General features: G+C 50.7%; 24 protein-coding genes. 13 read left to right on the forward strand and 11 right to left on the reverse strand.

From position 1 onward, the window contains the following. The first annotated feature begins 200 nt into the window (after positions 1-200). Complete coding sequence (locus ACTJJS_RS02860) at positions 201-701, forward strand: ester cyclase (RefSeq protein ID WP_440662320.1); 501 nt, start codon at positions 201-203, stop codon at positions 699-701. 51 nt (positions 702-752) lie between these two features. After that, the gene (locus tag ACTJJS_RS02865; protein WP_440662321.1) at positions 753-1,328 is read left to right on the forward strand and encodes a Crp/Fnr family transcriptional regulator; all 576 of its coding nucleotides are present in this window, start codon (positions 753-755) and stop codon (positions 1,326-1,328) included. Position 1,329: 1 nt separating this feature from the next. On the opposite strand, the gene ACTJJS_RS02870 is transcribed toward ACTJJS_RS02865, so the two are convergent. Continuing rightward, positions 1,330-2,055, reverse strand: coding sequence for a hypothetical protein (locus tag ACTJJS_RS02870; RefSeq protein ID WP_440662322.1), 726 nt, complete (start codon positions 2,053-2,055; stop codon positions 1,330-1,332). A gap of 342 nt (positions 2,056-2,397) precedes the next feature. Between ACTJJS_RS02870 and ACTJJS_RS02875 the strand changes: the two genes are divergently transcribed. From ACTJJS_RS02875 to ACTJJS_RS02890, 4 genes are all read left to right on the forward strand, one after another. Beyond that, positions 2,398-2,730, forward strand: coding sequence for a hypothetical protein (locus ACTJJS_RS02875; protein WP_440662323.1), 333 nt, complete (start codon positions 2,398-2,400; stop codon positions 2,728-2,730). Positions 2,731-2,804: 74 nt separating this feature from the next. After that, on the forward strand, positions 2,805-3,629 hold the full coding sequence (locus ACTJJS_RS02880) for an HvfB family MNIO-type RiPP peptide maturase (RefSeq protein WP_440662324.1): 825 nt from the start codon (positions 2,805-2,807) through the stop codon (positions 3,627-3,629). Continuing rightward, complete coding sequence (locus ACTJJS_RS02885) at positions 3,613-4,362, forward strand: HvfC/BufC N-terminal domain-containing protein (RefSeq protein WP_440662325.1); 750 nt, start codon at positions 3,613-3,615, stop codon at positions 4,360-4,362. Before ACTJJS_RS02880 ends, ACTJJS_RS02885 begins: the two co-directional genes overlap by 17 nt. Positions 4,363-4,368: 6 nt before the next feature. Further along, entirely contained in the window at positions 4,369-4,797 is a 429-nt protein-coding gene (locus ACTJJS_RS02890) for an HvfX family Cu-binding RiPP maturation protein (RefSeq protein WP_440662326.1), read from the forward strand. 10 nt (positions 4,798-4,807) lie between these two features. Here the strand turns inward: ACTJJS_RS02890 and ACTJJS_RS02895 are convergent, their stop codons facing one another. Together ACTJJS_RS02895 and ACTJJS_RS02900 are read right to left on the reverse strand one after the other, a co-directional pair. Then, entirely contained in the window at positions 4,808-5,233 is a 426-nt protein-coding gene (locus ACTJJS_RS02895; RefSeq protein ID WP_440662327.1) for a response regulator, read from the reverse strand. 128 nt (positions 5,234-5,361) lie between these two features. Continuing rightward, complete coding sequence (locus ACTJJS_RS02900) at positions 5,362-6,225, reverse strand: ThuA domain-containing protein (RefSeq protein ID WP_440662328.1); 864 nt, start codon at positions 6,223-6,225, stop codon at positions 5,362-5,364. Positions 6,226-6,365: 140 nt separating this feature from the next. Here ACTJJS_RS02900 and ACTJJS_RS02905 point away from each other — a divergent pair, with 140 nt between their 5' ends. After that, complete coding sequence (locus ACTJJS_RS02905) at positions 6,366-6,935, forward strand: hypothetical protein (RefSeq protein WP_440662329.1); 570 nt, start codon at positions 6,366-6,368, stop codon at positions 6,933-6,935. 114 nt (positions 6,936-7,049) lie between these two features. On the opposite strand, the gene ric is transcribed toward ACTJJS_RS02905, so the two are convergent. The 6 genes from ric to ACTJJS_RS02935 all read right to left on the reverse strand — a co-directional run bounded on the left by ric (position 7,050) and on the right by ACTJJS_RS02935 (position 12,646). Then, positions 7,050-7,790: an iron-sulfur cluster repair di-iron protein gene (ric, locus tag ACTJJS_RS02910; protein WP_440662331.1), complete on the reverse strand. Its 741-nt coding sequence runs from the start codon at positions 7,788-7,790 to the stop codon at positions 7,050-7,052. Between the two features lie 36 nt (positions 7,791-7,826). Further along, positions 7,827-8,216 (reverse strand): group III truncated hemoglobin, encoded by a 390-nt coding sequence (locus ACTJJS_RS02915; protein ID WP_440662332.1) that lies wholly within the window; start codon positions 8,214-8,216, stop codon positions 7,827-7,829. 160 nt (positions 8,217-8,376) lie between these two features. Beyond that, positions 8,377-9,672: a hypothetical protein gene (locus ACTJJS_RS02920; RefSeq protein WP_440662333.1), complete on the reverse strand. Its 1,296-nt coding sequence runs from the start codon at positions 9,670-9,672 to the stop codon at positions 8,377-8,379. 153 nt (positions 9,673-9,825) lie between these two features. Continuing rightward, complete coding sequence (locus ACTJJS_RS02925) at positions 9,826-10,518, reverse strand: GDSL-type esterase/lipase family protein (protein ID WP_440662334.1); 693 nt, start codon at positions 10,516-10,518, stop codon at positions 9,826-9,828. A 25-nt stretch (positions 10,519-10,543) separates the two neighbouring features. Continuing rightward, positions 10,544-11,929 (reverse strand): glycoside hydrolase family 28 protein, encoded by a 1,386-nt coding sequence (locus ACTJJS_RS02930; RefSeq protein ID WP_440662335.1) that lies wholly within the window; start codon positions 11,927-11,929, stop codon positions 10,544-10,546. An 84-nt stretch (positions 11,930-12,013) separates the two neighbouring features. Beyond that, positions 12,014-12,646 (reverse strand): DUF6000 family protein, encoded by a 633-nt coding sequence (locus tag ACTJJS_RS02935; RefSeq protein WP_440662336.1) that lies wholly within the window; start codon positions 12,644-12,646, stop codon positions 12,014-12,016. Positions 12,647-12,755: 109 nt separating this feature from the next. Between ACTJJS_RS02935 and ACTJJS_RS02940 the strand changes: the two genes are divergently transcribed. The 5 genes from ACTJJS_RS02940 (at position 12,756) to ACTJJS_RS02960 (ending at position 16,926) form a co-directional block, all read left to right on the forward strand. Then, positions 12,756-13,232 carry a hypothetical protein gene (locus ACTJJS_RS02940; RefSeq protein WP_440662337.1) on the forward strand — a complete coding sequence of 159 codons (477 nt, stop codon included), beginning with the start codon at positions 12,756-12,758 and terminating at the stop codon, positions 13,230-13,232. Positions 13,233-13,328: 96 nt separating this feature from the next. Next, complete coding sequence (locus tag ACTJJS_RS02945; RefSeq protein WP_440662338.1) at positions 13,329-14,531, forward strand: acyltransferase family protein; 1,203 nt, start codon at positions 13,329-13,331, stop codon at positions 14,529-14,531. 8 nt (positions 14,532-14,539) lie between these two features. Beyond that, on the forward strand, positions 14,540-15,574 hold the full coding sequence (locus ACTJJS_RS02950; protein WP_440662340.1) for a sensor histidine kinase: 1,035 nt from the start codon (positions 14,540-14,542) through the stop codon (positions 15,572-15,574). Beyond that, positions 15,571-16,281, forward strand: a complete 711-nt coding sequence (locus tag ACTJJS_RS02955) for a LytR/AlgR family response regulator transcription factor (protein ID WP_168869354.1) — start codon at positions 15,571-15,573, stop codon at positions 16,279-16,281. Before ACTJJS_RS02950 ends, ACTJJS_RS02955 begins: the two co-directional genes overlap by 4 nt. A gap of 66 nt (positions 16,282-16,347) precedes the next feature. Next, positions 16,348-16,926 carry a DUF4142 domain-containing protein gene (locus ACTJJS_RS02960; protein ID WP_440662341.1) on the forward strand — a complete coding sequence of 193 codons (579 nt, stop codon included), beginning with the start codon at positions 16,348-16,350 and terminating at the stop codon, positions 16,924-16,926. 51 nt (positions 16,927-16,977) lie between these two features. Here ACTJJS_RS02960 and ACTJJS_RS02965 read toward each other — a convergent pair whose 3' ends face one another. Both ACTJJS_RS02965 and ACTJJS_RS02970 read right to left on the reverse strand, forming a co-directional pair. Then, a complete protein-coding gene (locus ACTJJS_RS02965; protein WP_440662342.1) occupies positions 16,978-17,472 on the reverse strand; it encodes a YdeI/OmpD-associated family protein in 495 nt (164 codons plus the stop codon). A 30-nt stretch (positions 17,473-17,502) separates the two neighbouring features. Then, the gene (locus ACTJJS_RS02970) at positions 17,503-18,330 is read right to left on the reverse strand and encodes an alpha/beta fold hydrolase (protein WP_440662343.1); all 828 of its coding nucleotides are present in this window, start codon (positions 18,328-18,330) and stop codon (positions 17,503-17,505) included. Between the two features lie 97 nt (positions 18,331-18,427). Here ACTJJS_RS02970 and ACTJJS_RS02975 point away from each other — a divergent pair, with 97 nt between their 5' ends. Beyond that, a complete protein-coding gene (locus tag ACTJJS_RS02975; RefSeq protein WP_440662344.1) occupies positions 18,428-19,297 on the forward strand; it encodes a helix-turn-helix domain-containing protein in 870 nt (289 codons plus the stop codon). Positions 19,298-19,305 lie beyond the last annotated feature (8 nt).

The following is a 19,305-nucleotide window of genomic DNA, read 5'->3' on the forward strand; positions in this document are numbered from 1 at the left end:
TTACGAATTACGAATTACGAATTACGAATTACGAATTACGAATTACGAATTACGAATTGAGGGCAGCCTGATAGAGCGGCTACTAAATAACCGTTCCGTAAAACAGCCCTCAATTCGTAATTCGTAATTGAAAAATGGTAACATATATCATTGTTTGACAGTTGTACCGGAAGGAGCTTTGACAGACATAAACTCCTTTTATGATTGTCAACTTTTTCTACCGGCTGATTTTACCGGCAGTCTGTATGACACTGGTCATTACGGCCTGCAGCCCTTCCCCGTCTTCATCAGCGGAACAAAACAAAAACATCGTGCGGCGTTATTTCGGCGAAGCCTGGGACCAGGGTAAGCTGGAAGCGCTGGACAGCCTGCTGGCGCCGCAGTACATCAATCACACGCCCAGTACGCCTGACCCGCCACGTGGCCCGGCCGGGCTAAAACCCATCATCGCCGCTTTCCGACGGGCTTTTCCTGATTTGCATTTTGAAATAAAAGACCTTATAGCCAGCGACAGCATGGTGGTAGCGCGGGTGGTGATGACCGGCACCCAGCAGGACAGCCTCTTTCAGCTGCCGCCTACCGGCAAAAAAGTGGCGGTGAACCAGATCAATATCGAGAAAATCGTCCATGGCCGGATTGTGGAACACTGGCGGGTAACCGACGAGCTGTCCCTGATGCGGCAGCTGGGCTTTGTGCCCTGAGGCACGAACGCTAAAAAAGTGTAACTATGCAGTAATGAATGCTTATTGCCCATGCATCCGTTACTGCTTCATAATTTCAGCCGGCATATCGTTCTGTCGGACGAGGAAACAGCCTCGCTGCCTGCTTATTTCCGGCACCGGAAGCTGCGCAGGAAAGAGCTGTTGCTGGAAGAAGGGGAAGTGTGCCGGTCGGAAAACTTTGTGATAAAAGGCGCGCTGCGCCAATACGAGACAGATGAAGAAGGCCGGGAACATGTGATCCAGTTTGCCTTTGAAGACTGGTGGATTTCGGACCCTTATAGTATGCATACCGGCACCCCTTCCATATACCATATCGATGCGCTGGAAGACAGCGAGGTATTACAGCTGGACCTGGACAGCCAGGAGCGGTTGTTTGCCGATTTGCCTCAAATGAACATTTATTGGCGCCTGATCATGCAGCAGGCGTTTATAGCCCTGCAACGCCGGGTGTTGTTTCTGCAGAAGCCGCTGGAGGAGCGTTATCAGGAGTTTCTGCGTACCTATGCCTGGTTTGAGCAGCGTATTCCGCAGCACCAGGTGGCCGCCTACCTGGGCACTTCCCGGGAATCGCTGAGCCGTGTCAGGAACACGGTGCTGAAGAAATAAGCTATTCAGGGCTGTTGGCAGCCATTTTCAGCAGTGCCGGCAGCTTGGCCGGATCATACATAATATTGGCGAGGGCCGTCATATACGGAAAAGAATAGTGGTCCATGCCGAATTTGTTCAGCAGGTAAACGTCCAGTTGTTCCGGAGCGGTATGGCCCTGGATATAATCGCCCACATAGAAAAGAAACCGTTGTCTTTCCTTTTCAAACAGCAGCACCAGCGCTACTTTGTCTTTCAGCTGGTGATGAAGCGGGTTCCGGAATATTTTCAGTGCCTGTGCATAATGCGCGGAGGTAAGTGGTTCCGGCGGGTTAGGCAGCAGTTGCGTACAGAAATAGTCCACTGCCAGGTCGTCGAAGTAGCTGACGCCATTGTCTTCACCCGGGTCATTATGCCAGGTGGCCCATTGGAGGAGATCTGCGGGGGTACTGTTGCCGGACAGCAGCGCTTCCAGCTGGTGGATGACACCTTCACGGGTAGGGGTGGAGTCGGTAGCCTGTGTAATTGCGCCCACTATTTGCTGATAGTAGTCTTCGTGCATGGCCGACGCGGTCCTCAGTAAAAGGCGGGTAACATCTTCGCCGGACCCCTCCAGGTCGGCTGGTTGTAGGTTTATTTCTCCGTACAGGTCCTGTAATACTTCCTGTTTAGTTTTAGTTCCGCGCAAGTAAGCCTTCAGCAAACCAATAAAATAAACAGAGGTTACAGGGGGCATCTTATCTTTCATGGGCCTTTTTTAATCGCGCAATTGCGTTCAGACCAAAAATAGGATAAATTAGATAACAATTATTTGCCTGCTCCGGAAAACTAAAACATTTAATTTTCCGTAAGCTTTCTACAGGCAAATGTAAAAGTGGCACGTCCCCCATAAAACTGGTGCAGTAATTGAGGAGTACTTTTCACGATTCATACCATCTTTATCTATACGGCAAGGCTATACGAACCGGCCATGGTACAGGCCGGCACAGGCATTTTTTAACAGCATACCCCTTTTCGGATAACGGAAGCTTGTTTACAGTTGTTTTTAATCCCTTCAACTTTTTCACTCAGTTTTAAAAATTCACGAAAAATGGAAAACAAATCAATCAGCAAAAAAGTGCTCTTTTCCGGCTCTCTTGTAGCCAGTGCTATCCTGGGCCTGACTGCCCTGCAAACAAATGCCAACCCGGCCAGCTACACCAGCCTGGGTTCCGGCGCCGCTGTCAGAAGTGTGTTGACCGGCACCGCTTCGGCTGTTAACACTGTAGAGCTGGCCTGCTCCAAGGACTCTTCTGCCGCCAAATCCAAAGAACACAAATGCTCCCAGGGCAAATGCGCTGAAGGCAAATGTGTAGGCGCCCCCAAAAAAGGCAAAAAAGCTGGTGGCAAACACAAATCCGATTCGACCAAATCCGGTCGCTGATCTTTCCCCGGGGAAAGGCCGGAACAAAGCAGTACCGGCCTTTTCTGTTTACCTGTCATCACAAACGTAGGACCATGGTAGGACTAGGCTTTCGCCGCGAATTTGCGGAAGAAATGATCAGTGGAGAGCTGATCACACCCGACTTTATTGAGTTTGCGCCAGAGAACTGGATGAACATCGGCGGTTACTGGAAAAAAATGCTGCACCGTGTGCTGGAAAAGTACCCGGTATTGTGCCACGGGCTTTCATTGTCACTCGGAAGCCCTGAAGAACCGGACAAAGATTTCCTCCGCTACGTGAAATCCTTCCTGGAAGAATATCAGGTACGTATTTATTCCGAACACCTGAGTTATTCCAAATGTGACAACGCCCATCTGTACGACCTGCTGCCCATGCCTTTCCGCATGGACGCCGCGCGGCATATGGCCACCCGCATCCAACAGGTACAGGACTATCTGCAGCGGCCCCTGGCTATGGAAATCATTTCCTACTACACACCGGTGGCACCGGAGATGAGCGAAGCAGACTTTATCAATGAAGTGGTGCGGCGTTCCGGCTGCCAGCTGTTGCTGGACGTGAACAACATTTATGTCAACGCCTTCAACCATCAGTATGATGCCAAAGCTTTCATTGCACAGCTGCCGCTGGGCAAGGTGGCCTATATCCATATGGCGGGACATGAGCAGGTATCTCCTGATATGATCCTTGACACTCACGGGCATCCTATTGCTGATCCGGTATATGAGCTGTTTGAATGGACCATCCGGCAGATAAAGCCGGTACCGGTGTTGCTGGAGCGTGATTTTAATATCCCGCAGATGCAGGACCTCCAGGAAGAGCTGGCGCGGCTAAAATCTATCTGTCATCAACAATGGAAACACCATGAGCTCGTTGCCTGACAGCCGCCTGTTACAGCAGCGGTTCACCCAACATCTCCGTACCGGTGTGCGGACAGCCATCCCCGGGGTGGCCCCGGACAGGCTGGCGCACTACCGCCACGCTATCTTCCATATGGTGAAAGATATCATGGAAAGCGCCTACCCGGTCACTTGCGCCAATATCCCTGCTCGGAAATGGGACCGAATGGTCCGGAACTTTTTCGCCCATCACGCTTGCACTTCCAACCAGGTGTGGAAGCTCCCCCTGGAGTTTTACACCTATGCGGTGGAGAACAACTGGGACGAAGTGTACGACATCCCTTATCTGAGCGACCTGCTGGCTTTTGAATGGGCAGAGATTGAAGTGTTTAATATGGAAGATATTGCCCCCGCTGCTTTCACTGCTGCCGGCAGCTGGCTGGAAACCCCGCTGGTACTGAACCCTGAGTACCGGTTATTATCTTTCAAATACCCCGTTCACCGGGAAGCCAAACGTGCCCGGCTGTTAAAGGAGCAGGGCGCCTGGTTTGTGTTGCTGCACCGGGAGCCGGTCAGCGGCCATGTACAGTTTACGGGCTTGTCGCCGTGGCTGGCTTTTGTAACGGAACAACTTGCGGCAGGCATAACGGTGAAGGATATACTGGAATATGCGCCACAACTTGGGATAACGGTAACGGGCACACTGGAAAATGATACTATCGCTTTTTTAACTGACATGCAACGCCAACAATTTGTGTTGGGCTTTCAACCCTGAAAAAACATGCACGCTTACGCTGCTTATGCACGCCGGCTATCGGCGCTTCGGGACATTCCGCTGCTTTTGCTTCGGTTGGTGCTGGCTTATGGCTATTACCATCCTGCGCGATTGAAATGGCAGGATATTCATAGTATCGGCGACTGGTTTGGCCAGCTGCACATTCCGGCGCCTTATGTCAGCGCCTATGTGGTGGCCATTACTGAGTCGGCAGGCGTGGTCCTGCTTACACTGGGCCTTTGGGTGCGTTATATCACCCTGCCACTGATGTTCAGTATGGTGGTGGCCATCATCACTGTACATTGGGCCAACGGCTTTGAGGCCGGTGATAATGGCTTTGAAATTCCACTCTATTATATCCTCATGTTGTTTACCCTGCTGGTGTACGGCAGTGGCAGAACCGGGCTGGACGCATTCCTGGAACGCTCCCGTTAGTCTCTGCTGATCAGCTGGCTATAGGGAAGGAATAATTGCCGAGGCTGCAATCATGGAACTGTTGCATGATCTCTAATCCTTCTTCATAGGTGTCCGGTTTGATCACGAAGGCTTCCGCCCCCAGGTTGATACATTGCTGTTTCTGGATTTCATTCAGGAAAGTAGAATAGATTATAACCCGGATAGGATGATAACGCGGATGTTGTTTGAGCAACTCCAGTGTCTGCGTGCCCGTGAGACGGGGCATATTCAGGTCCAGGATAATGAGGGACGGGAGAGGCTTCTCCAACAAGGTGTCCAGGTATTCCAGGGCCGTTACGCCGTCCTGGACAAAATGGATGTGTTCAGTAAAAGCAAGCTCTTTACACATCATTTCCATGATAAATACATCTTCGGGGTCATCGTCGGCTATGAGAATCTGCGGATACGTCTGCATGTTGGGACAAAAGTTTGTTAAAATCTCTCTGCAAAGCGGATGCCTTTCCTGTTGGACGGTGTTTGGAAGGAATTAAGCAGCGGGTTTGTCCGTACCTGGCAACAAAATGAGGAAGAATATCAGCGGCCTTAAAGAGCAATGAGGGTATCCCTGCGGGTACCCAGCCACCACAGTGCCTGAAGTATCATCTGGTTTTGGAAAGGGCTGCTGAAGGTATGCGATAACGTTTGTTGTGTACCGTGTTCATAGTCCATATCGTTATGGCCCATATTGAAGTATACCATTCTGTATTTGCGGTTGGTCCATACAACCGGGTAGTCCCCGCTATGCCATATCTCACTGGCTTTAGGGCCGGTACCCAGGGGGAAACTGCTGCTGTCAATGGATGCCAGTACCGTGATATCCTTGTTTTGCCGAAGGTGTCCGCTCCAACGGTACCACTCGTTGGGCGCCGCCTGGAACTGCGCCGGAATGCCGCGGATGACCGGATGCCGGCGGTTTTCTACACGCAATACCGCCGTAGTGGGCCGCCAGGTATTGCTAACGTAGGAACCGGAGCCGAGGAAGGTGTGGTGGTACCAATTCCAGTTTTGTGGTACGGCAGAAGGCGTTAGTGCAAAAGCAGCGAAATGGAAGCCTATCCAGGCGCCGCCGTTTTCCATATAACGTTGAAAGGCTTTCCGCTGGGCAGGCTTTTCAGGCCTGGTGTCCAGGAACAACACTACCTGGTAGCGGGAGAGGAAATGATGGTTCAGGTTTTGCCAGTTGCTGGTAGTATCATAAGTGAAATGATAACGGGCCGCCATCTCCGGAAACCACTGGTTGGCCTCCCGGACGAAGCTGATATGGGCCGCATCTTCGGCTGCCGTGAAAAAGGCGATGACCCTGAAGACTGGTTGTTGTGCATAACCGCAGCAGCAGCACAACAACAAGCCTGATAACAGATAGCTGATAGCGCGGAATTTCATGTACACAAAATACAACGCTATCATAAATATTTTCTATCGGTCCGCTTTTATGTACCGCAGGCTCACAGTATAGGCATGTACGTTGATATCGCCTATTGCAGTGAAAACCAGGCATTTTCAAACTGGCACTACCTTTGTCTTTATCATGATAAAATCACGCGACCATGAAAAAGCTATCATTTCTTGCTTTGTTGATTATCAGTGTGTTAGCGTTTAGCAGGCCATTGCAGGCCCAGGTGAGACTGAATGTTAATGTGAATATCGGCAACCAGCCGGTATGGGGACCGGTGGGTTATGATTATGCGCAATATTATTATTTCCCAGACATTGATGTGTATTATGACATTCCCCGGCGTCAGTATGTTTATTTGAATGGCAACAGCTGGCGGTTTGCCCCCACTTTGCCAACCAGATATCATTTTGATGTATACAGGGGGTATAAGGTAGTGGTCAACGAATCTCAGCCATGGCTGCACCCTGACGTGTACCGTGGACGTTATGCCCGTTACAAGGGACCGGGCTGGTATGGCAAGCAGGATATCATCCGCGACAGCAGGGACAGCAAATATTATGTGGTAAAAGGGCATCCCATGTATGGCAAGGGGAACAATGGCAACGGCAATGGGAATGGATGGAAAAATGACGATGACAGGGGTCGTGGCAATGGTAACGGCAATGGTAACAGAGGCCGTGGTAACGGTAACGGCAATGGCCACGGGCGTGGTCACGACTAAATAAACAAATAGTCAGATAAACAATAAAATAATCAGAACGGATCCATCGTGAGAATTGGATAAATGGCCGGTCAAAAGCTACCCCCCGGAAGCTTTTGCCGGCCATTCCTGTTTTTACAGCCGGCAGCTGCTGCCGGTCAGTGCTTTTTCGGTGCTGATGGCACGGGGAAAGAGAATGTTATTTTCCAGATGAATGTGTTGATGAAGATCGTCCTGAAATTCTTTCAGCAGGGCATAGGTAACGCGGTAGGTGTTGCAGGCGTCTTCCGGTGGCGTGAAGTTGTTGCTGAGGTCAGCAATTCTGCGGAACCGGTCGCCTTCGTGGTCGTGTTCTTCCATCATGGCGCTGATAGGTTTTTCAACGGCGCTGATGCCGTGTTCTTCCTGCAATTCGCCTGCGGCCTGTTTCCGGGCAATTTCCCGGATGCGGGGAAAGAGGATCAGTTCTTCTTTGTTGAGATGGTTGGACAGTTCGGCGGAGGTGGCCGTGAAGAGGGCTGCTATCTGCCATAGCTCCTGGTGTGGCTCACCGTGTACCCGGCATACCTTGCGCAGGTATTGTTGCAGTACCGGTATTTTTTCACGCACATATCCGTGGTGTTTGCGAACGATGTGGTCTGCCAACTGATCTAATGGCATGGTATTGAAGTTCTGCATGGTACATGCCGGTACCGCAGCTACCTCCTCCAGTTCGTGGAGTATGGGCGTGACATCCAGTTTTTTCTCGCGGCACACCTCCCCAATAGGTTTGTTGCCTTTGCAGCAGAAGTCGATGCCATGCTGGCGGAACACGTCGGCAGTGCGGTAGTCGGCGGCTACCAATTGTCCAACGATGGTGTTTTCATTGATTTCCATCTTAGCTGTTTTGATAGGTATACAGGCCTGCCTTTGCTAATGCAGCGGTGGCTGGCCCTGATAATATTCAATTTTGGAGAGGAACATCTGCGCCATTTTTTCGCCGCGCCAGCAGGCTTCTTCCGCTTTGGCGCCTTCAAAGAGGCCGTTGACCGTTGCGCGGAACAGCTGTAGCCAGCGGTTGAAATGGAGACTATTGACCGGCATGGTGGCGTGCGGATGGAAAGGCGCACCATGATAGGTGTGGCTGTTCAGCAGTACCGTGTCCCAGAAACGGTACATCTTTTCCAGGTGCTCCGGCCAGCGGTCTTGTATGAGATGGTTAAAGATAGGCCCCAGCAGCTCGTCTTCGCGGACCGCCCCATAAAAACTGTCTACCATGAGTTGTATATCGGCAGGTGAGGAGATGTCTCTCTTTGTTTTCATATAAATAAATACATTTTTGTCCTTAATTGGAAGCCACGTTGGCGGCTGTTGTAAGGATGCAGGACAAAAGTAAGTATTCTTCCTATAATAAAGGATGAAAATATCTTTTATTTAGGTGAAAAAAAAACGGCATCCGCTGTGGACGCCGTTTTTCAGCATATTATTGTTTTTTCAGCGCGAAGTTGCCGGCGGCATCTTTTTCCAGGCTATAGCCTTTGCTGAGTTCCAGCTTCCAGCCCTGGCCAGTGATCAGCTGGTCTGTGAAAGTGGCAGGCAGGCCGATATTCACCTTGTCCCATTTTGCGCTCAGCAGCGCCCCTTCGGTAACAGTGAGAATGCCCCAGGTGTCGGATATGCGCATGGTAGGGTATACGGTGCCGTAGTTGTCTATTGGTATAATATTGCTCGGATTGAAGGAGATGTTCATTTTCTCAAACCGCAGTTCAGTGTGTGGTTGTGTAATGAACAGCTTCGTATAGGCGGCAATTTGTTCCTGTATTTTCTTTTCCCTGGCAGTTTCTTCCAGCGCAATGGCATCGCCGTTGTACTTCTGTGCATAGGTGGCGGCAGCGGTTTTTACGTCGGCCGGAATGGATAACCTAAACGCCTGTACGAGGAATGGCGTCAGCTTTGAATCGCTGTTCAGCTGCCGGTTCCATCCCGGTTTCAACTGGGACAGCATGTAACCGTACATGGGGATGGTCTGGTACGCGAACGACCGTACGAAAGTGGCGTTGTAATGCAGGAAGTTGTACAGGTTTTTATCGAAATGTTTGATGGCCGCGGCTTTGTCGAGGTTGCAGATCATCATGCCGGTGAATTCTGCAATGCCTTCGTTCATCTCGAGTGCATTTTCCGTAGTGTCTGCGCCGGGATATAGTGCATAACGGCAATGGCGGAACGTCATCGCATGTAACAGATGCTCCTGCCTGGCTGCGGGAGAGGTAGCTGCAATAGCCTGCTGCAAGGCTGCCAGTTCCAGCTTCAGGAAAATGCGCCCGTCTTTTTTATCAAGATGGTTGTTGGCCGGATTCGTGAGCCTGAAATGCAGCGTGGGTTGCGACCGGTGAAACAATTCGTGGGCGATCAGGTTGACCCGTTCGTCACGGTCGGTGGGCAGAGGCAGCTCAATCATGGCCCAGTTGCGTCCTTCCCACTGAGTGGCGGTGTTGGCGGTATTGATTTTGGCGGGCAGTTTCCCGACATAAATATCACCCTGCTTTTGCAGATGGCCGGAGCTGTCAGGCATATTGGCATACAGTTCCCGGGTGGCCGGGTTCACAAGCAGCATCGGTCCGTAGAGGTTGATGCCCCAAAGGCGTTGTTGTTTTTTGGTCACGGTGGCAGCTTCCTGAAAGGTACGCTGAGCCAGTGTGGCAACGGTATCGGATTGCTGGCATAAGGCTTCGCCGGCGGTACAGCCTAACAACAGGCCGGCTAGGAGAAAATTTTTCATATTTCGTTCGTTAAATAAAATGAGGACGGTTGCAGGTATATAAAAGAAAGGCGTAACGATGCGGTGTAATTTACATTAAAACAATGATACCGTGACAGGGAAAAACTGCGGGACGATGATTGGTCCCGCAGTCTGCAAATGTTTGAATATCAGTTAGTGCAGATAGCCGCTTTTTTGCAGGACATCGGCCCATACCGCATAACCTTCTGGTTTGAGATGAAGCCCGTCCATCGTGAGTTCCGCCCTGAGATGTTTGTCTGCGTCGAGAAAATGCGGATAGAGATCGATGATGGTAACGTGGCTGCCTTTCAGTTGCCTGATTTGTTCATTCAGCCAAAGTATGTGTTCATCCTTACCGTAATGGTTTTTGAATTTGTTGAAAGCCGCATTCACGGGCAACAAGGTATAAAAATAGATCTGTGTTTTCCTGGAGCCTTTGCGGATACGGCTGATAATGGTTTTGTAGTTACGGAGGATGACGCTGTCAGGAATATTCCGGGATACGTCATTGATGCCGATAAGGACGAATATTTTAGCGGGCTTGCCGGCAATTACTTCGTTGAGCCGTTCCAGTACCCCGAAGGTGATATCTCCTGAAATGCCTCTGTTGACCGCATTGGGGAGCGACAGCAGCTTGCCCCAGTCGGTGCCGGCGGTGATGCTGTTGCCCAGGAACACGAAATTTTTCCGGGTGATTTTTTCTGTATTGAACTTCGCCACCAGTTCCTTGTATTTTCCGGGGCGATGGGTACTGTCCCACGCCGGGGCCTGTGCCTGTAAGTTACCGGTATAAAGGGCGATGCCCAGTAAGGCTCCGGTGAGCCATTTGCAGCATGTGTTGATCATGTTATAATAGCGATTCAGTTTTTTGTTATTGGTTGACGACCGTGGCGGGAGCACCATTGAGCCGGCAGCGGTTTGTTTCAAAGCCGGTGACGTCGTTCAGCAGGAAAGCGGGCCTGGCATCAGGTTCCTGTGTTTGTACCTGTACGTCATCGAAGGAAATGTTTTTCGCATGCCGCACATAAAACACAGCTGCCGGCAGGATGGTGCCAAACATCCGGTTTTCCGGATAGGCGGAAGCATTTTCCGGAACAGCAGTAGCATAGCCGGTTGACGTGCCGCCAGGCGCAATGATACGCACATGGCTGATGGTCACATTTTCCACCGGGTGGCCGGGGATACCAGATATACAGGAGCTGAGCCGGCTAGCGCTGCGCGCGATAATATTACTGATGATGACGTTCTTCAGGGTGCTGACGGTATTGCCGGGGCCTTTCTTCCGGTCGCCGAGGCGAATGAAAACGGGGGTTTGGATGTCTTGCATGGAAACGCCTGAGATAATGACCTGGTCCATGCTGCCGCCATCCACTACTTCCAGTGCAATACCGGCGATAACGCTGGTGTCGTTGGTGATGCCCATCCATGGAAAACTTTTCTTCCAGTGGCGGCGGTTTTCTTCGGATGCTTTATGAATAACGATATTATTGACGGTGATATTTTTAAAGCCGCTGAAGGAGCCGGTACCAAATTTAAGTGCGTTGCAGTTACTGCGCAGGAGGCAGTTGCTGATGGTAATGTTTTCGCAGGAGGCGTTGATATCGCTTTTGAGGCAGAGGGCATCATCATCGGTATCGATGTTGCAGTCGGAAATGATGACGTTGGAGCTGCCGCTGATGTCGATGCCGTCGTTGTTGAAGTTGCCGTGGCTGTAGACTTTCAGGCCGCGAAGGCTGACATCGTTGCAGCCTTCGTATTTCTGCACCCAGTAGGCAGCGTTGCGGATATGCAGGTCTTTGACCTCAATATGCTGACAGTGATCGAAATGCAGCAGCATAGGGCGGATGGCACCGGTTTTACTATCATCGCCCAGTTGGAAAGCGGCATGATCGCCCTGGCCGTTGATAGTACCTTCGCCGCAGAGGATAATATTGGATGCGCCGGCGGCGTATAGGAGCGCCGGAGCGCCGCCCCTGGCGGGCTTAGGGTAAAGGGACATGTCAGCTATGCCAGTGAGGACAGCGCCATATTCGAGATAAATGCGGATGTCAGACGACAGTATGAGTGGTCCGGTGAGGTAGTTGCCTGCCGGGATGATGAGCGTACCCTGGCGGCAGTCGCGGATGGCCTGTTGAATGATGGCGGTGTTGTCTGTATGGCCATCTCCCTTGGCGCCCCGGTCTGCGATATTGATGGTGCCTGCAAAGGCGGAGCAGAGCCAGGTGACGGCCACTAGTGTCAGAATGCCTGTTTTCATAACGGAATTTTTATTTTATCTGGATGGTAAGGACCATCCGGTAAAAATAAAAAACCGCGTTATAAAATGTATATCTTCATAACATCAGTTTCGCAGGTGCTTGATGACGGCCAGTTGCTCTTCAAGGTATTGAAGGGAAAGCCCAAAAGCATGCATCCATTGCTGGCGCAGTTTCTCCCAGTGGGGGAAATGCCGGCTGGTATGGTCGGTGCCGTTGATCGCATCCAGGTAGAGGGAGGCTTCCATAGCGGCCTGCTGGTCGAAATGAAGCTCGGGCCTTTTCAGGTAATAGTGGAGGTATTTGTCCAGGTAGGTGACACTTTTGTTGCTGTTGAAGCTGGCCAGTACCAGGGTGTACATGCTGCCCACGCAACTCAGTTCGCTTTTCAGGAAAAGTGTGCCGATCATATCTTCCAGGTCGGTATATTGGTTTACTGCGGCAAAATAAGCGCCTACTTTCCTTGTCTGCCAATTGGCATCCCCCAGTAATAAAGTTGTCAAGTCGTGTGTAATCAATGATTTAACCTGGTAGAAAGGCTCAATCCATTCATCATTCCCTGAACCGACATTCATATAGTAAGGTCTCACCCATTGCTGGAGGATGGAGGCGGGCAACTCAAAGCCATTTTCGTGTGAAGTAAGGCTGGCAAAGGGTGACAGGTGTCTGATAATAGCTCCGGCCGCGTGCAGGTCGGTCACTTTCTGCAAGTCATTCATGGTATAGGATAGCTTAATTGAGGGTAATTTACACGTAATGAACTAAAATAACAAATGGCAACATGACGCTATTTTCCGTAAATTCACGGTCACCCCTATACGATGTGTCATGAAAGAACCTGTTGTGATGGAATCCGCCTGGGCCCGGGACCTGTATTGGGCCAACAAACTTATTTCCTGGATATTATTACTGTCGCCGGCCACAATTGTCTTGTTGATTGCCTTGTTTGAAGGCGATGCTGAAGACGTGGTGATTTTTTTATTGCTGTTGACGGGCGTCTGTGCCGCTGCTGTTGTCTGCCGCTTTACCACGGTGCTGAGCATAGAAGGTGACCGGTTGAAGGTGGAATATGTGCAGTATTTCCGTCGGCGGAACCGTTATTTTAGTATAGCCGGCACCGTAGTGGAAGTCCGGAAGTATGACGGGATCATGGGAAAAGGGCTACAGGAAAGACCTCCTCACTATTGGCTGCAAATTGTGCAAAACGGGGAGCTGAAGTGGCACCTGGACAGCCGCAGAGGGTTTCAGCCGGAAAAAATGCTCCGTTTTGTACAGGCTTTCGCGGTCGCCCGTGCAAGCAGCTGAGGCTGTTTTGTCTGTTGACCGCCCGAAATCGTCCACATGTCAAATATCTTTTACCACGGCCCTGTCAACGGGTAGGTTTGTGTAAAATTGATATTTATGCAAACTTCTTCCCGACAAACTTACCTGGACTGGCTGCGGATCATTGCCATTGCCGCAGTGTTGTTTTTCCATTCCGCGATGCCTTATGTGGCTTACTGGGAATGGCATATCAAAAACAACGCTACCAGCCATGTGTTACTGGAAATGAATGATTTTCTGCACCGGTTCCGGATGCCGCTGTTGTTTTTTATTTCCGGGACGGTGAGTTATTATATGTTACAAAGCCGCAGCGGCAGTGGTTTTTTAGGCCTGCGTTTCCGCCGGTTGTTTGTGCCGCTGCTGCTGGGTATGTTGGTGATCGTGCCGCCGCAGGTGTACCTGGAGCGGGTCACTCAGGGCTATCAGGGCAATTTCTGGCATTTTTATGCGGAGATGTTCCGTACCGGCGCCTATCCTAAAGGCAATATCAGCTGGCATCATCTCTGGTTCATCTGTTACCTGCTGGTATATGACATCCTCTGTGCGCCCTTGTTTGTGTGGTGGTCATCTCCCGCAGGGAAAAAATGGCTGCAAAAACTGAATACGCTGGCCACTGGTAAACGGATATACCTGCTGATAGTGCCCAGCGTGATCTGTCATGCTTTCCTGGCCCGTATGTACGGGGAAACCAATGACCTGGTCCATGACTATGCTTATTTCCCTTACTGGCTGCTTTACCTGGTGGCGGGTTTTGTATGCATCGCCAATCCCTTGCTGATGGACAGCCTGGAGCGCAACCGCCGCAGCTCCTTTGCGGTGGCCTTTGTCAGTATTGTCGCCATCAATTATTTCCGCTGGAACGGCCTGGAGCCGGCGCATGGCTGGCACGGACCGGCAGGCTGGTGTTACACCGCACTGGCGGTTGCCAGCGCCTGGATGTGGGTGTTTACCGCGGTAGGATATGGCAAACGGTACCTGAACCGGAAGAGCAGGGTGCTGGGGTATGCCAACGAGGCGGTGTATCCGTTTTACATTCTGCACCAGACGGTGATTGTGATATTGACTTACTATCTGGCCCCCTTGCACGAGGATATCGGGCTGAAATATATTTTTACCGTAGTGGTCACTTTCATGATAAGTATGAGTATCTTCCATCTGTTTATTCGTCCTTATGCGCCGATGCGCTTTCTGTTCGGGATGAAGCCGGCAGCGCGCCGGCAGCCTGTGGCAGAAGCAGTGGATAACCTTTCTTTACAACCACAGACAGTACCAGCGACATGAAATTTTTCATGAAATATATATTCCCCGCGTTATATGGGCTACTGGCGTACTTTACGATCCGCCTGCTGACAGACAGCGTTACCGGCATGGCCTTCTGGCAGCGGTCGTGGGGACTGAACGGGATGGAGATGGCATTCAGCATCTGCATGGGATACGTGTTCATATGGGCTTACAACCGGTTGATGGCCTACTATGACCAACGGTGGCAGGACAACTTTTCCACCAGGCGCATCGCGAAGGAGCTATTGGGCGTGTTCCTGCTCAACCTGGCGGTGCAGAACATCTTCCTGACACCCTTGGTGGCGTTGACAGACAACGGCCTGCAATGGTATGACCTGGTTGATATTAACACGGTCCCGTTGCTTTATGCCCTGATTTATTACGGAATAAGAAGAAGCAGTGCCTATTTACAGGCGTATATTCAAAATAAACTGCAATTGGAAAAAATCACCAATGATAAACTGGACACGGAATTAAAATTCCTGCGGGCACAGTATCATCCGCACTTCCTGTTTAATGCGCTGAACACGATTTATTTCCAGATGGACGACGATGTGGTGGCCGCCAAAAAAACGGTGGAACAGTTTGCGGACCTGTTGCGTTATCAGTTGTATGATCAGCAGGAGATGGTAGGCATCAGCCAGGAGATACAATACATGCAACGTTTCATTGACCTGCAGAAAATACGTTCCTCGCCCCGCCTGCGGCTGCAGCTGTATTTTGACGAGCAGCTGCAGGACGAAAAAGTATATCCGCTGCTGTTTCTTCCGCTGGTGGAAAATGCTTTTAAATATATTGGCGGTGATTATCTGCTGCAACTGGAACTACGCAAGCAGGACGGAGATATTTGGTTTCACATCCATAATTCCATTCCGCTTGTGGCGCCGGAGATCGACGGACTGCCGATCGAACGGGAAAAAGGAATAGGGCTGGAGAACCTGCAACGGCGGCTGGAGCTGCTGTACCCGGGCAGGCATCAGTTTTCCGCGGGAATAAAAGAACACGAATTTGTGGCAGCATTAAAACTCACTTTACAGACATGAACCCGGTAACTATACGTTGTGTGATCACAGACGATGAACCGCTTGCCGCCAAAGGCATCATGGGATATGCCGCGCGAACAGGCTTCCTGGAGGTTGTAGCGGTTTGCGAAGATGCGGTGCAGTTAAACACCGTGTTGAAACAACAGCCGGTAGACCTGCTGCTGTTGGATATTGAAATGCCTTACATTTCCGGTATTGAGTTTCTGAAGAATTATCCGCAGCCACCGAAGGTGATTTTTACCACCGCCTATGAACGTTATGCCATGCAGGGTTTTGAGCTGGACGTGCTGGACTATCTGCTGAAACCGATCTCCTTTGAGCGCTTCCTGAAAGCGGCGAACAAAGCCTACGATTATTTCGCTGCGCAGCAGACAAGTGTGTCTCCCTACTTTTTCATCAGGTCAGACAAAAAACTGGAGAAGGTACAGTACCAGGATATTTTGTTTGTGGAAGCACTGGAAAACTACGTGGCCGTATATACGACAGACAGAAAAATTCTGACCCATGCCACCCTGAAATCGGTGGTGGAGATGCTGCCGGCACAGCAGTTTATTCAGCCGCATAAATCGTATGTTGTCAACATACAACATATCGGGGCTATCGAAGGAAATATCCTGCACGTGGCGTCTTTCCAGGTGCCTATGAGCAAGTACCAGAAAGAGGAGGTGCTGGAAAAAATTGTTAATAACCGTCTGCTCCGTAAATAAACAGCCCGATGACAGACCTTGTTACAACTGGCATCCCAATTGAGGCTTTTTTATAAAACCGTGATTATGAAAAAGCTTTGTATTCCTGTGCTGGCTATAGCGCTGCTGGCCTGCGGCCAGCAGCATAAACCGGAACAGGCAGAGGGCCGTGACAGTACCGCCGCCGCAACGCACGAAAAAGGCGGGGAGCCGGCAGATGAGCGAAGTTTCCTCAGCCATATGGCCGCGTCTGATCTGAAAGAAATCAAGCTGGGCGAACTGGCTGCCCAGAAAGCCAAAGACCCCAGGGTGAAAAAATTCGGTGCTGATATTGTGAAGGAACGGACAGCTTCCACGCTGCAGCTGCAGGAGATTGCCCGTCAGGAGGGTTCCACACTGGCGCCGCAGCTGAGCCGTGATGACCAGGATGAGATTGGGTTGCTGCGTGACCGCGATAATATGGACCGGGCTTATATTGCACGCATGGTGAAAGAACAGAAACGGACAGCTGAAAGACTGGCCCAATACTCCAATGCAAAAGATACAGCCATCAGTTCTTATGTCAGGAGAACTTTGCCAATTGTAAATGCGCGTTATGATGAGGCGAACAAGATCCTCGAAGATATGCGCAAACAGATGAATAACCGCGATATTTCACATGATTGATTTTAATCCTGCCATCCAGAGGTTTGCCAGTCCTTTACCTGAATAAGTTGATTATTTGATTTTTGTACCGAGATAACTCCTGCCTTCTGCGAGATGATTGATCGCGTCTGCCATGCGTTGTATCCTGGCATCGGGCACACTCACCTCCATCAGCCATTGCAGGCATTTTTCCTGATCGGCAGCTGGCATGGCCTGGAAATTGCGCAGCGCGGCGGGTTCGTCGCGGAGGCATTCCATAAAGTCGCCGGGAATGATTTCTTTGGTTTGTTGTCCGGCAGGATATAGTATCAACCTGACGCGGTCGCCGGCTTCTTTCTTTATTTGTTTGCGGATGGCGGCTTTTACAGGCAACATCATGACGCCTTTTTTAAAAGGCATCAAATTACAGGGAGGCAGTTCATATTGATCAATGAAGCCGTGTACTTTGCGCATACCGAAGTAACCCTGTTGGCCTTTGGGCACGTCGGGAAGGCGGATGAAAGTCCATCCGCCTTTGCCGTCGAAGCGTTCGAGTAAAAGTTCCTGGTCGATCAGTGGTGTTTCCATAGCTGATAATGGCCACCAAGATAGCTAATTTTATTGCAGGAAGTCCAGCGTGATGCGGTTGAAATCTTCCGCCAGTTCCACATTGGACAGGTGTACGGCGGGCAGCATGACCAGCTGTGCGTCCGGAATGGCTTCTGCGAGATAGACGCTGTGTTCCGGTAAGGTAACGGTGTCGTTGTCCCCTCCGATGACCAGTGTATGATGAGGGACCAGCGGGGCTGTGTTACGAAGATCGCTATCGCGTACGGCGGCGAAAGAGCCTGCCAGCCCGGTGGGGGACATGGCCAGTATCACTTCCCGGAAAGGCTGTATGCGGGCGTCATTGGCGGAGATCAATTTTTCGGGGAACCAGTTGCGGATGAACATCTGTGCAAATGGCGCCATGTCGGCATGCTCCCGCAGGGATTTGATATTGTTGTTGAAGCCGTCCTGCGGGCCGAGATGCGCGGCCGTATGGGCCAGTACCAGTTTGTCTATTCTTTCCGGCATATGAATGGCGATGTACTGGGCGATAAAGCCGCCGAGCGACAAGCCGATGAAATGAACACGGTCGAAGCCGAGGTGGTCCAGCAGTTCAATAACGTCTATGGACATACGGTTTATTGAATAGTCGCCGGCCGGTGAACCGGAAGCACCGTTGCCCCTGGTGTCGAAACGTAAAACTCTGAAATGCGGTGTGAATGCGGATATCTGTGCATCCCACATGTGGTAGTCCGTAGCAATGGAATTAGATAGTACCACCACTGGTTTATCTTCCTCCCCGTCCAGCTGCCAGGCAATGCGTACTCCGTCGGCAGTGGTGAAATATTGTTGTTGGCCTGTGACGATCGCTGTGGCGGTGATGTTATTGTTGTTCATGTTGATATCGTTTTTGTTTTATTGACAAGTCAAAATTAGGAAGGGCAGCACTGGTGGCGGAGGTATATACCCGGGTTTATTCTGTATATTTACAGGTATGGAAAAATTACTGTACCGGCCGTTCGATTTACAGGTGTCAGCAGAAGAGCAGTGGGAGAAACTACCACTGGTATATCACTTTTTTGAGATCGTGCATATACTGGAAGGCAGCGGTTCCCGCGAGGTGAACAGGAACAAACTGACTTTTTCCCAGGGTGATACCTTCCTTTTTACGCCCCTGGATTGCCGGGGATTTCACAGCGAAACACCGACGCGTTTCTGTTCGATCCGTTTCTCAGAGATATTTATCTCCCAGTATAAACAGGCACAGGACCAGGAGCGTGCGCTCCGGTGGCTGAAACAACTGGAGCACATATTCTTTCAGCACAACCGCTTTCAGTGTATACAGATCACCGATCCGGCAGACCACCGTATTATCGGGCAGCTGATACACAGCATGATTGAAGAACATGACCAGCAGAAAGAACACTACCAGGAGAATATGCAGCATTTTATCTCGCTGTTGCTCAACATACTGGCCCGCAATGTGGCCGACAGCAGCCGGGAAAATTCCCGCCATGAGACCGAAGAACCACTGATCAACAGCATGCTGGTACATATACATACGCATATCGGGGAGCCTGATAAATTAAAAATGGATTACCTGGCCGCCAGTTTCCATCTTTCCGGCAACTATGTGAGTGAATATTTTAAGAAGTTTACCGGCGTGGGACTGCAACAGTATATCAGCCAGTACCGGATTAAGCTGGTAGAACAGCGACTGCTCAACAGTGCGCTGACGATAGGCCAGATCGCTGACGAGTTCGGGTTCACCGATGAAAGCCATCTTAACAGGGTGTTCAGAAAGCATCATGGCGTGAGCCCTACCGTGTTCCGTAAACCGGCGGTGAAAGGACAGATGGCCTGATTCAGGGT

Source organism: Chitinophaga sp. 22308 (genome assembly GCF_052045305.1).
Lineage (GTDB): Bacteria > Bacteroidota > Bacteroidia > Chitinophagales > Chitinophagaceae > Chitinophaga > Chitinophaga varians_A.

Bases quoted from the DNA above. Each gene is read 5' to 3' on its own strand.
- ACTJJS_RS02860 (WP_440662320.1), top strand. From the start codon at position 201: ATGATTGTCAACTTTTTCTACCGGCTGATTTTACCGGCAGTCTGTATG.
- ACTJJS_RS02865 (WP_440662321.1), top strand. From the start codon at position 753: ATGCATCCGTTACTGCTTCATAATTTCAGCCGGCATATCGTTCTGTCG.
- ACTJJS_RS02870 (WP_440662322.1), bottom strand. From the start codon at position 2,055: ATGAAAGATAAGATGCCCCCTGTAACCTCTGTTTATTTTATTGGTTTG.
- ACTJJS_RS02875 (WP_440662323.1), top strand. From the start codon at position 2,398: ATGGAAAACAAATCAATCAGCAAAAAAGTGCTCTTTTCCGGCTCTCTT.
- ACTJJS_RS02880 (WP_440662324.1), top strand. From the start codon at position 2,805: ATGGTAGGACTAGGCTTTCGCCGCGAATTTGCGGAAGAAATGATCAGT.
- ACTJJS_RS02885 (WP_440662325.1), top strand. From the start codon at position 3,613: ATGAGCTCGTTGCCTGACAGCCGCCTGTTACAGCAGCGGTTCACCCAA.
- ACTJJS_RS02890 (WP_440662326.1), top strand. From the start codon at position 4,369: ATGCACGCTTACGCTGCTTATGCACGCCGGCTATCGGCGCTTCGGGAC.
- ACTJJS_RS02895 (WP_440662327.1), bottom strand. From the start codon at position 5,233: ATGCAGACGTATCCGCAGATTCTCATAGCCGACGATGACCCCGAAGAT.
- ACTJJS_RS02900 (WP_440662328.1), bottom strand. From the start codon at position 6,225: ATGATAGCGTTGTATTTTGTGTACATGAAATTCCGCGCTATCAGCTAT.
- ACTJJS_RS02905 (WP_440662329.1), top strand. From the start codon at position 6,366: ATGAAAAAGCTATCATTTCTTGCTTTGTTGATTATCAGTGTGTTAGCG.
- ric (WP_440662331.1), bottom strand. From the start codon at position 7,790: ATGGAAATCAATGAAAACACCATCGTTGGACAATTGGTAGCCGCCGAC.
- ACTJJS_RS02915 (WP_440662332.1), bottom strand. From the start codon at position 8,216: ATGAAAACAAAGAGAGACATCTCCTCACCTGCCGATATACAACTCATG.
- ACTJJS_RS02920 (WP_440662333.1), bottom strand. From the start codon at position 9,672: ATGAAAAATTTTCTCCTAGCCGGCCTGTTGTTAGGCTGTACCGCCGGC.
- ACTJJS_RS02925 (WP_440662334.1), bottom strand. From the start codon at position 10,518: ATGATCAACACATGCTGCAAATGGCTCACCGGAGCCTTACTGGGCATC.
- ACTJJS_RS02930 (WP_440662335.1), bottom strand. From the start codon at position 11,929: ATGAAAACAGGCATTCTGACACTAGTGGCCGTCACCTGGCTCTGCTCC.
- ACTJJS_RS02935 (WP_440662336.1), bottom strand. From the start codon at position 12,646: ATGAATGACTTGCAGAAAGTGACCGACCTGCACGCGGCCGGAGCTATT.
- ACTJJS_RS02940 (WP_440662337.1), top strand. From the start codon at position 12,756: ATGAAAGAACCTGTTGTGATGGAATCCGCCTGGGCCCGGGACCTGTAT.
- ACTJJS_RS02945 (WP_440662338.1), top strand. From the start codon at position 13,329: ATGCAAACTTCTTCCCGACAAACTTACCTGGACTGGCTGCGGATCATT.
- ACTJJS_RS02950 (WP_440662340.1), top strand. From the start codon at position 14,540: ATGAAATATATATTCCCCGCGTTATATGGGCTACTGGCGTACTTTACG.
- ACTJJS_RS02955 (WP_168869354.1), top strand. From the start codon at position 15,571: ATGAACCCGGTAACTATACGTTGTGTGATCACAGACGATGAACCGCTT.
- ACTJJS_RS02960 (WP_440662341.1), top strand. From the start codon at position 16,348: ATGAAAAAGCTTTGTATTCCTGTGCTGGCTATAGCGCTGCTGGCCTGC.
- ACTJJS_RS02965 (WP_440662342.1), bottom strand. From the start codon at position 17,472: ATGGAAACACCACTGATCGACCAGGAACTTTTACTCGAACGCTTCGAC.
- ACTJJS_RS02970 (WP_440662343.1), bottom strand. From the start codon at position 18,330: ATGAACAACAATAACATCACCGCCACAGCGATCGTCACAGGCCAACAA.
- ACTJJS_RS02975 (WP_440662344.1), top strand. From the start codon at position 18,428: ATGGAAAAATTACTGTACCGGCCGTTCGATTTACAGGTGTCAGCAGAA.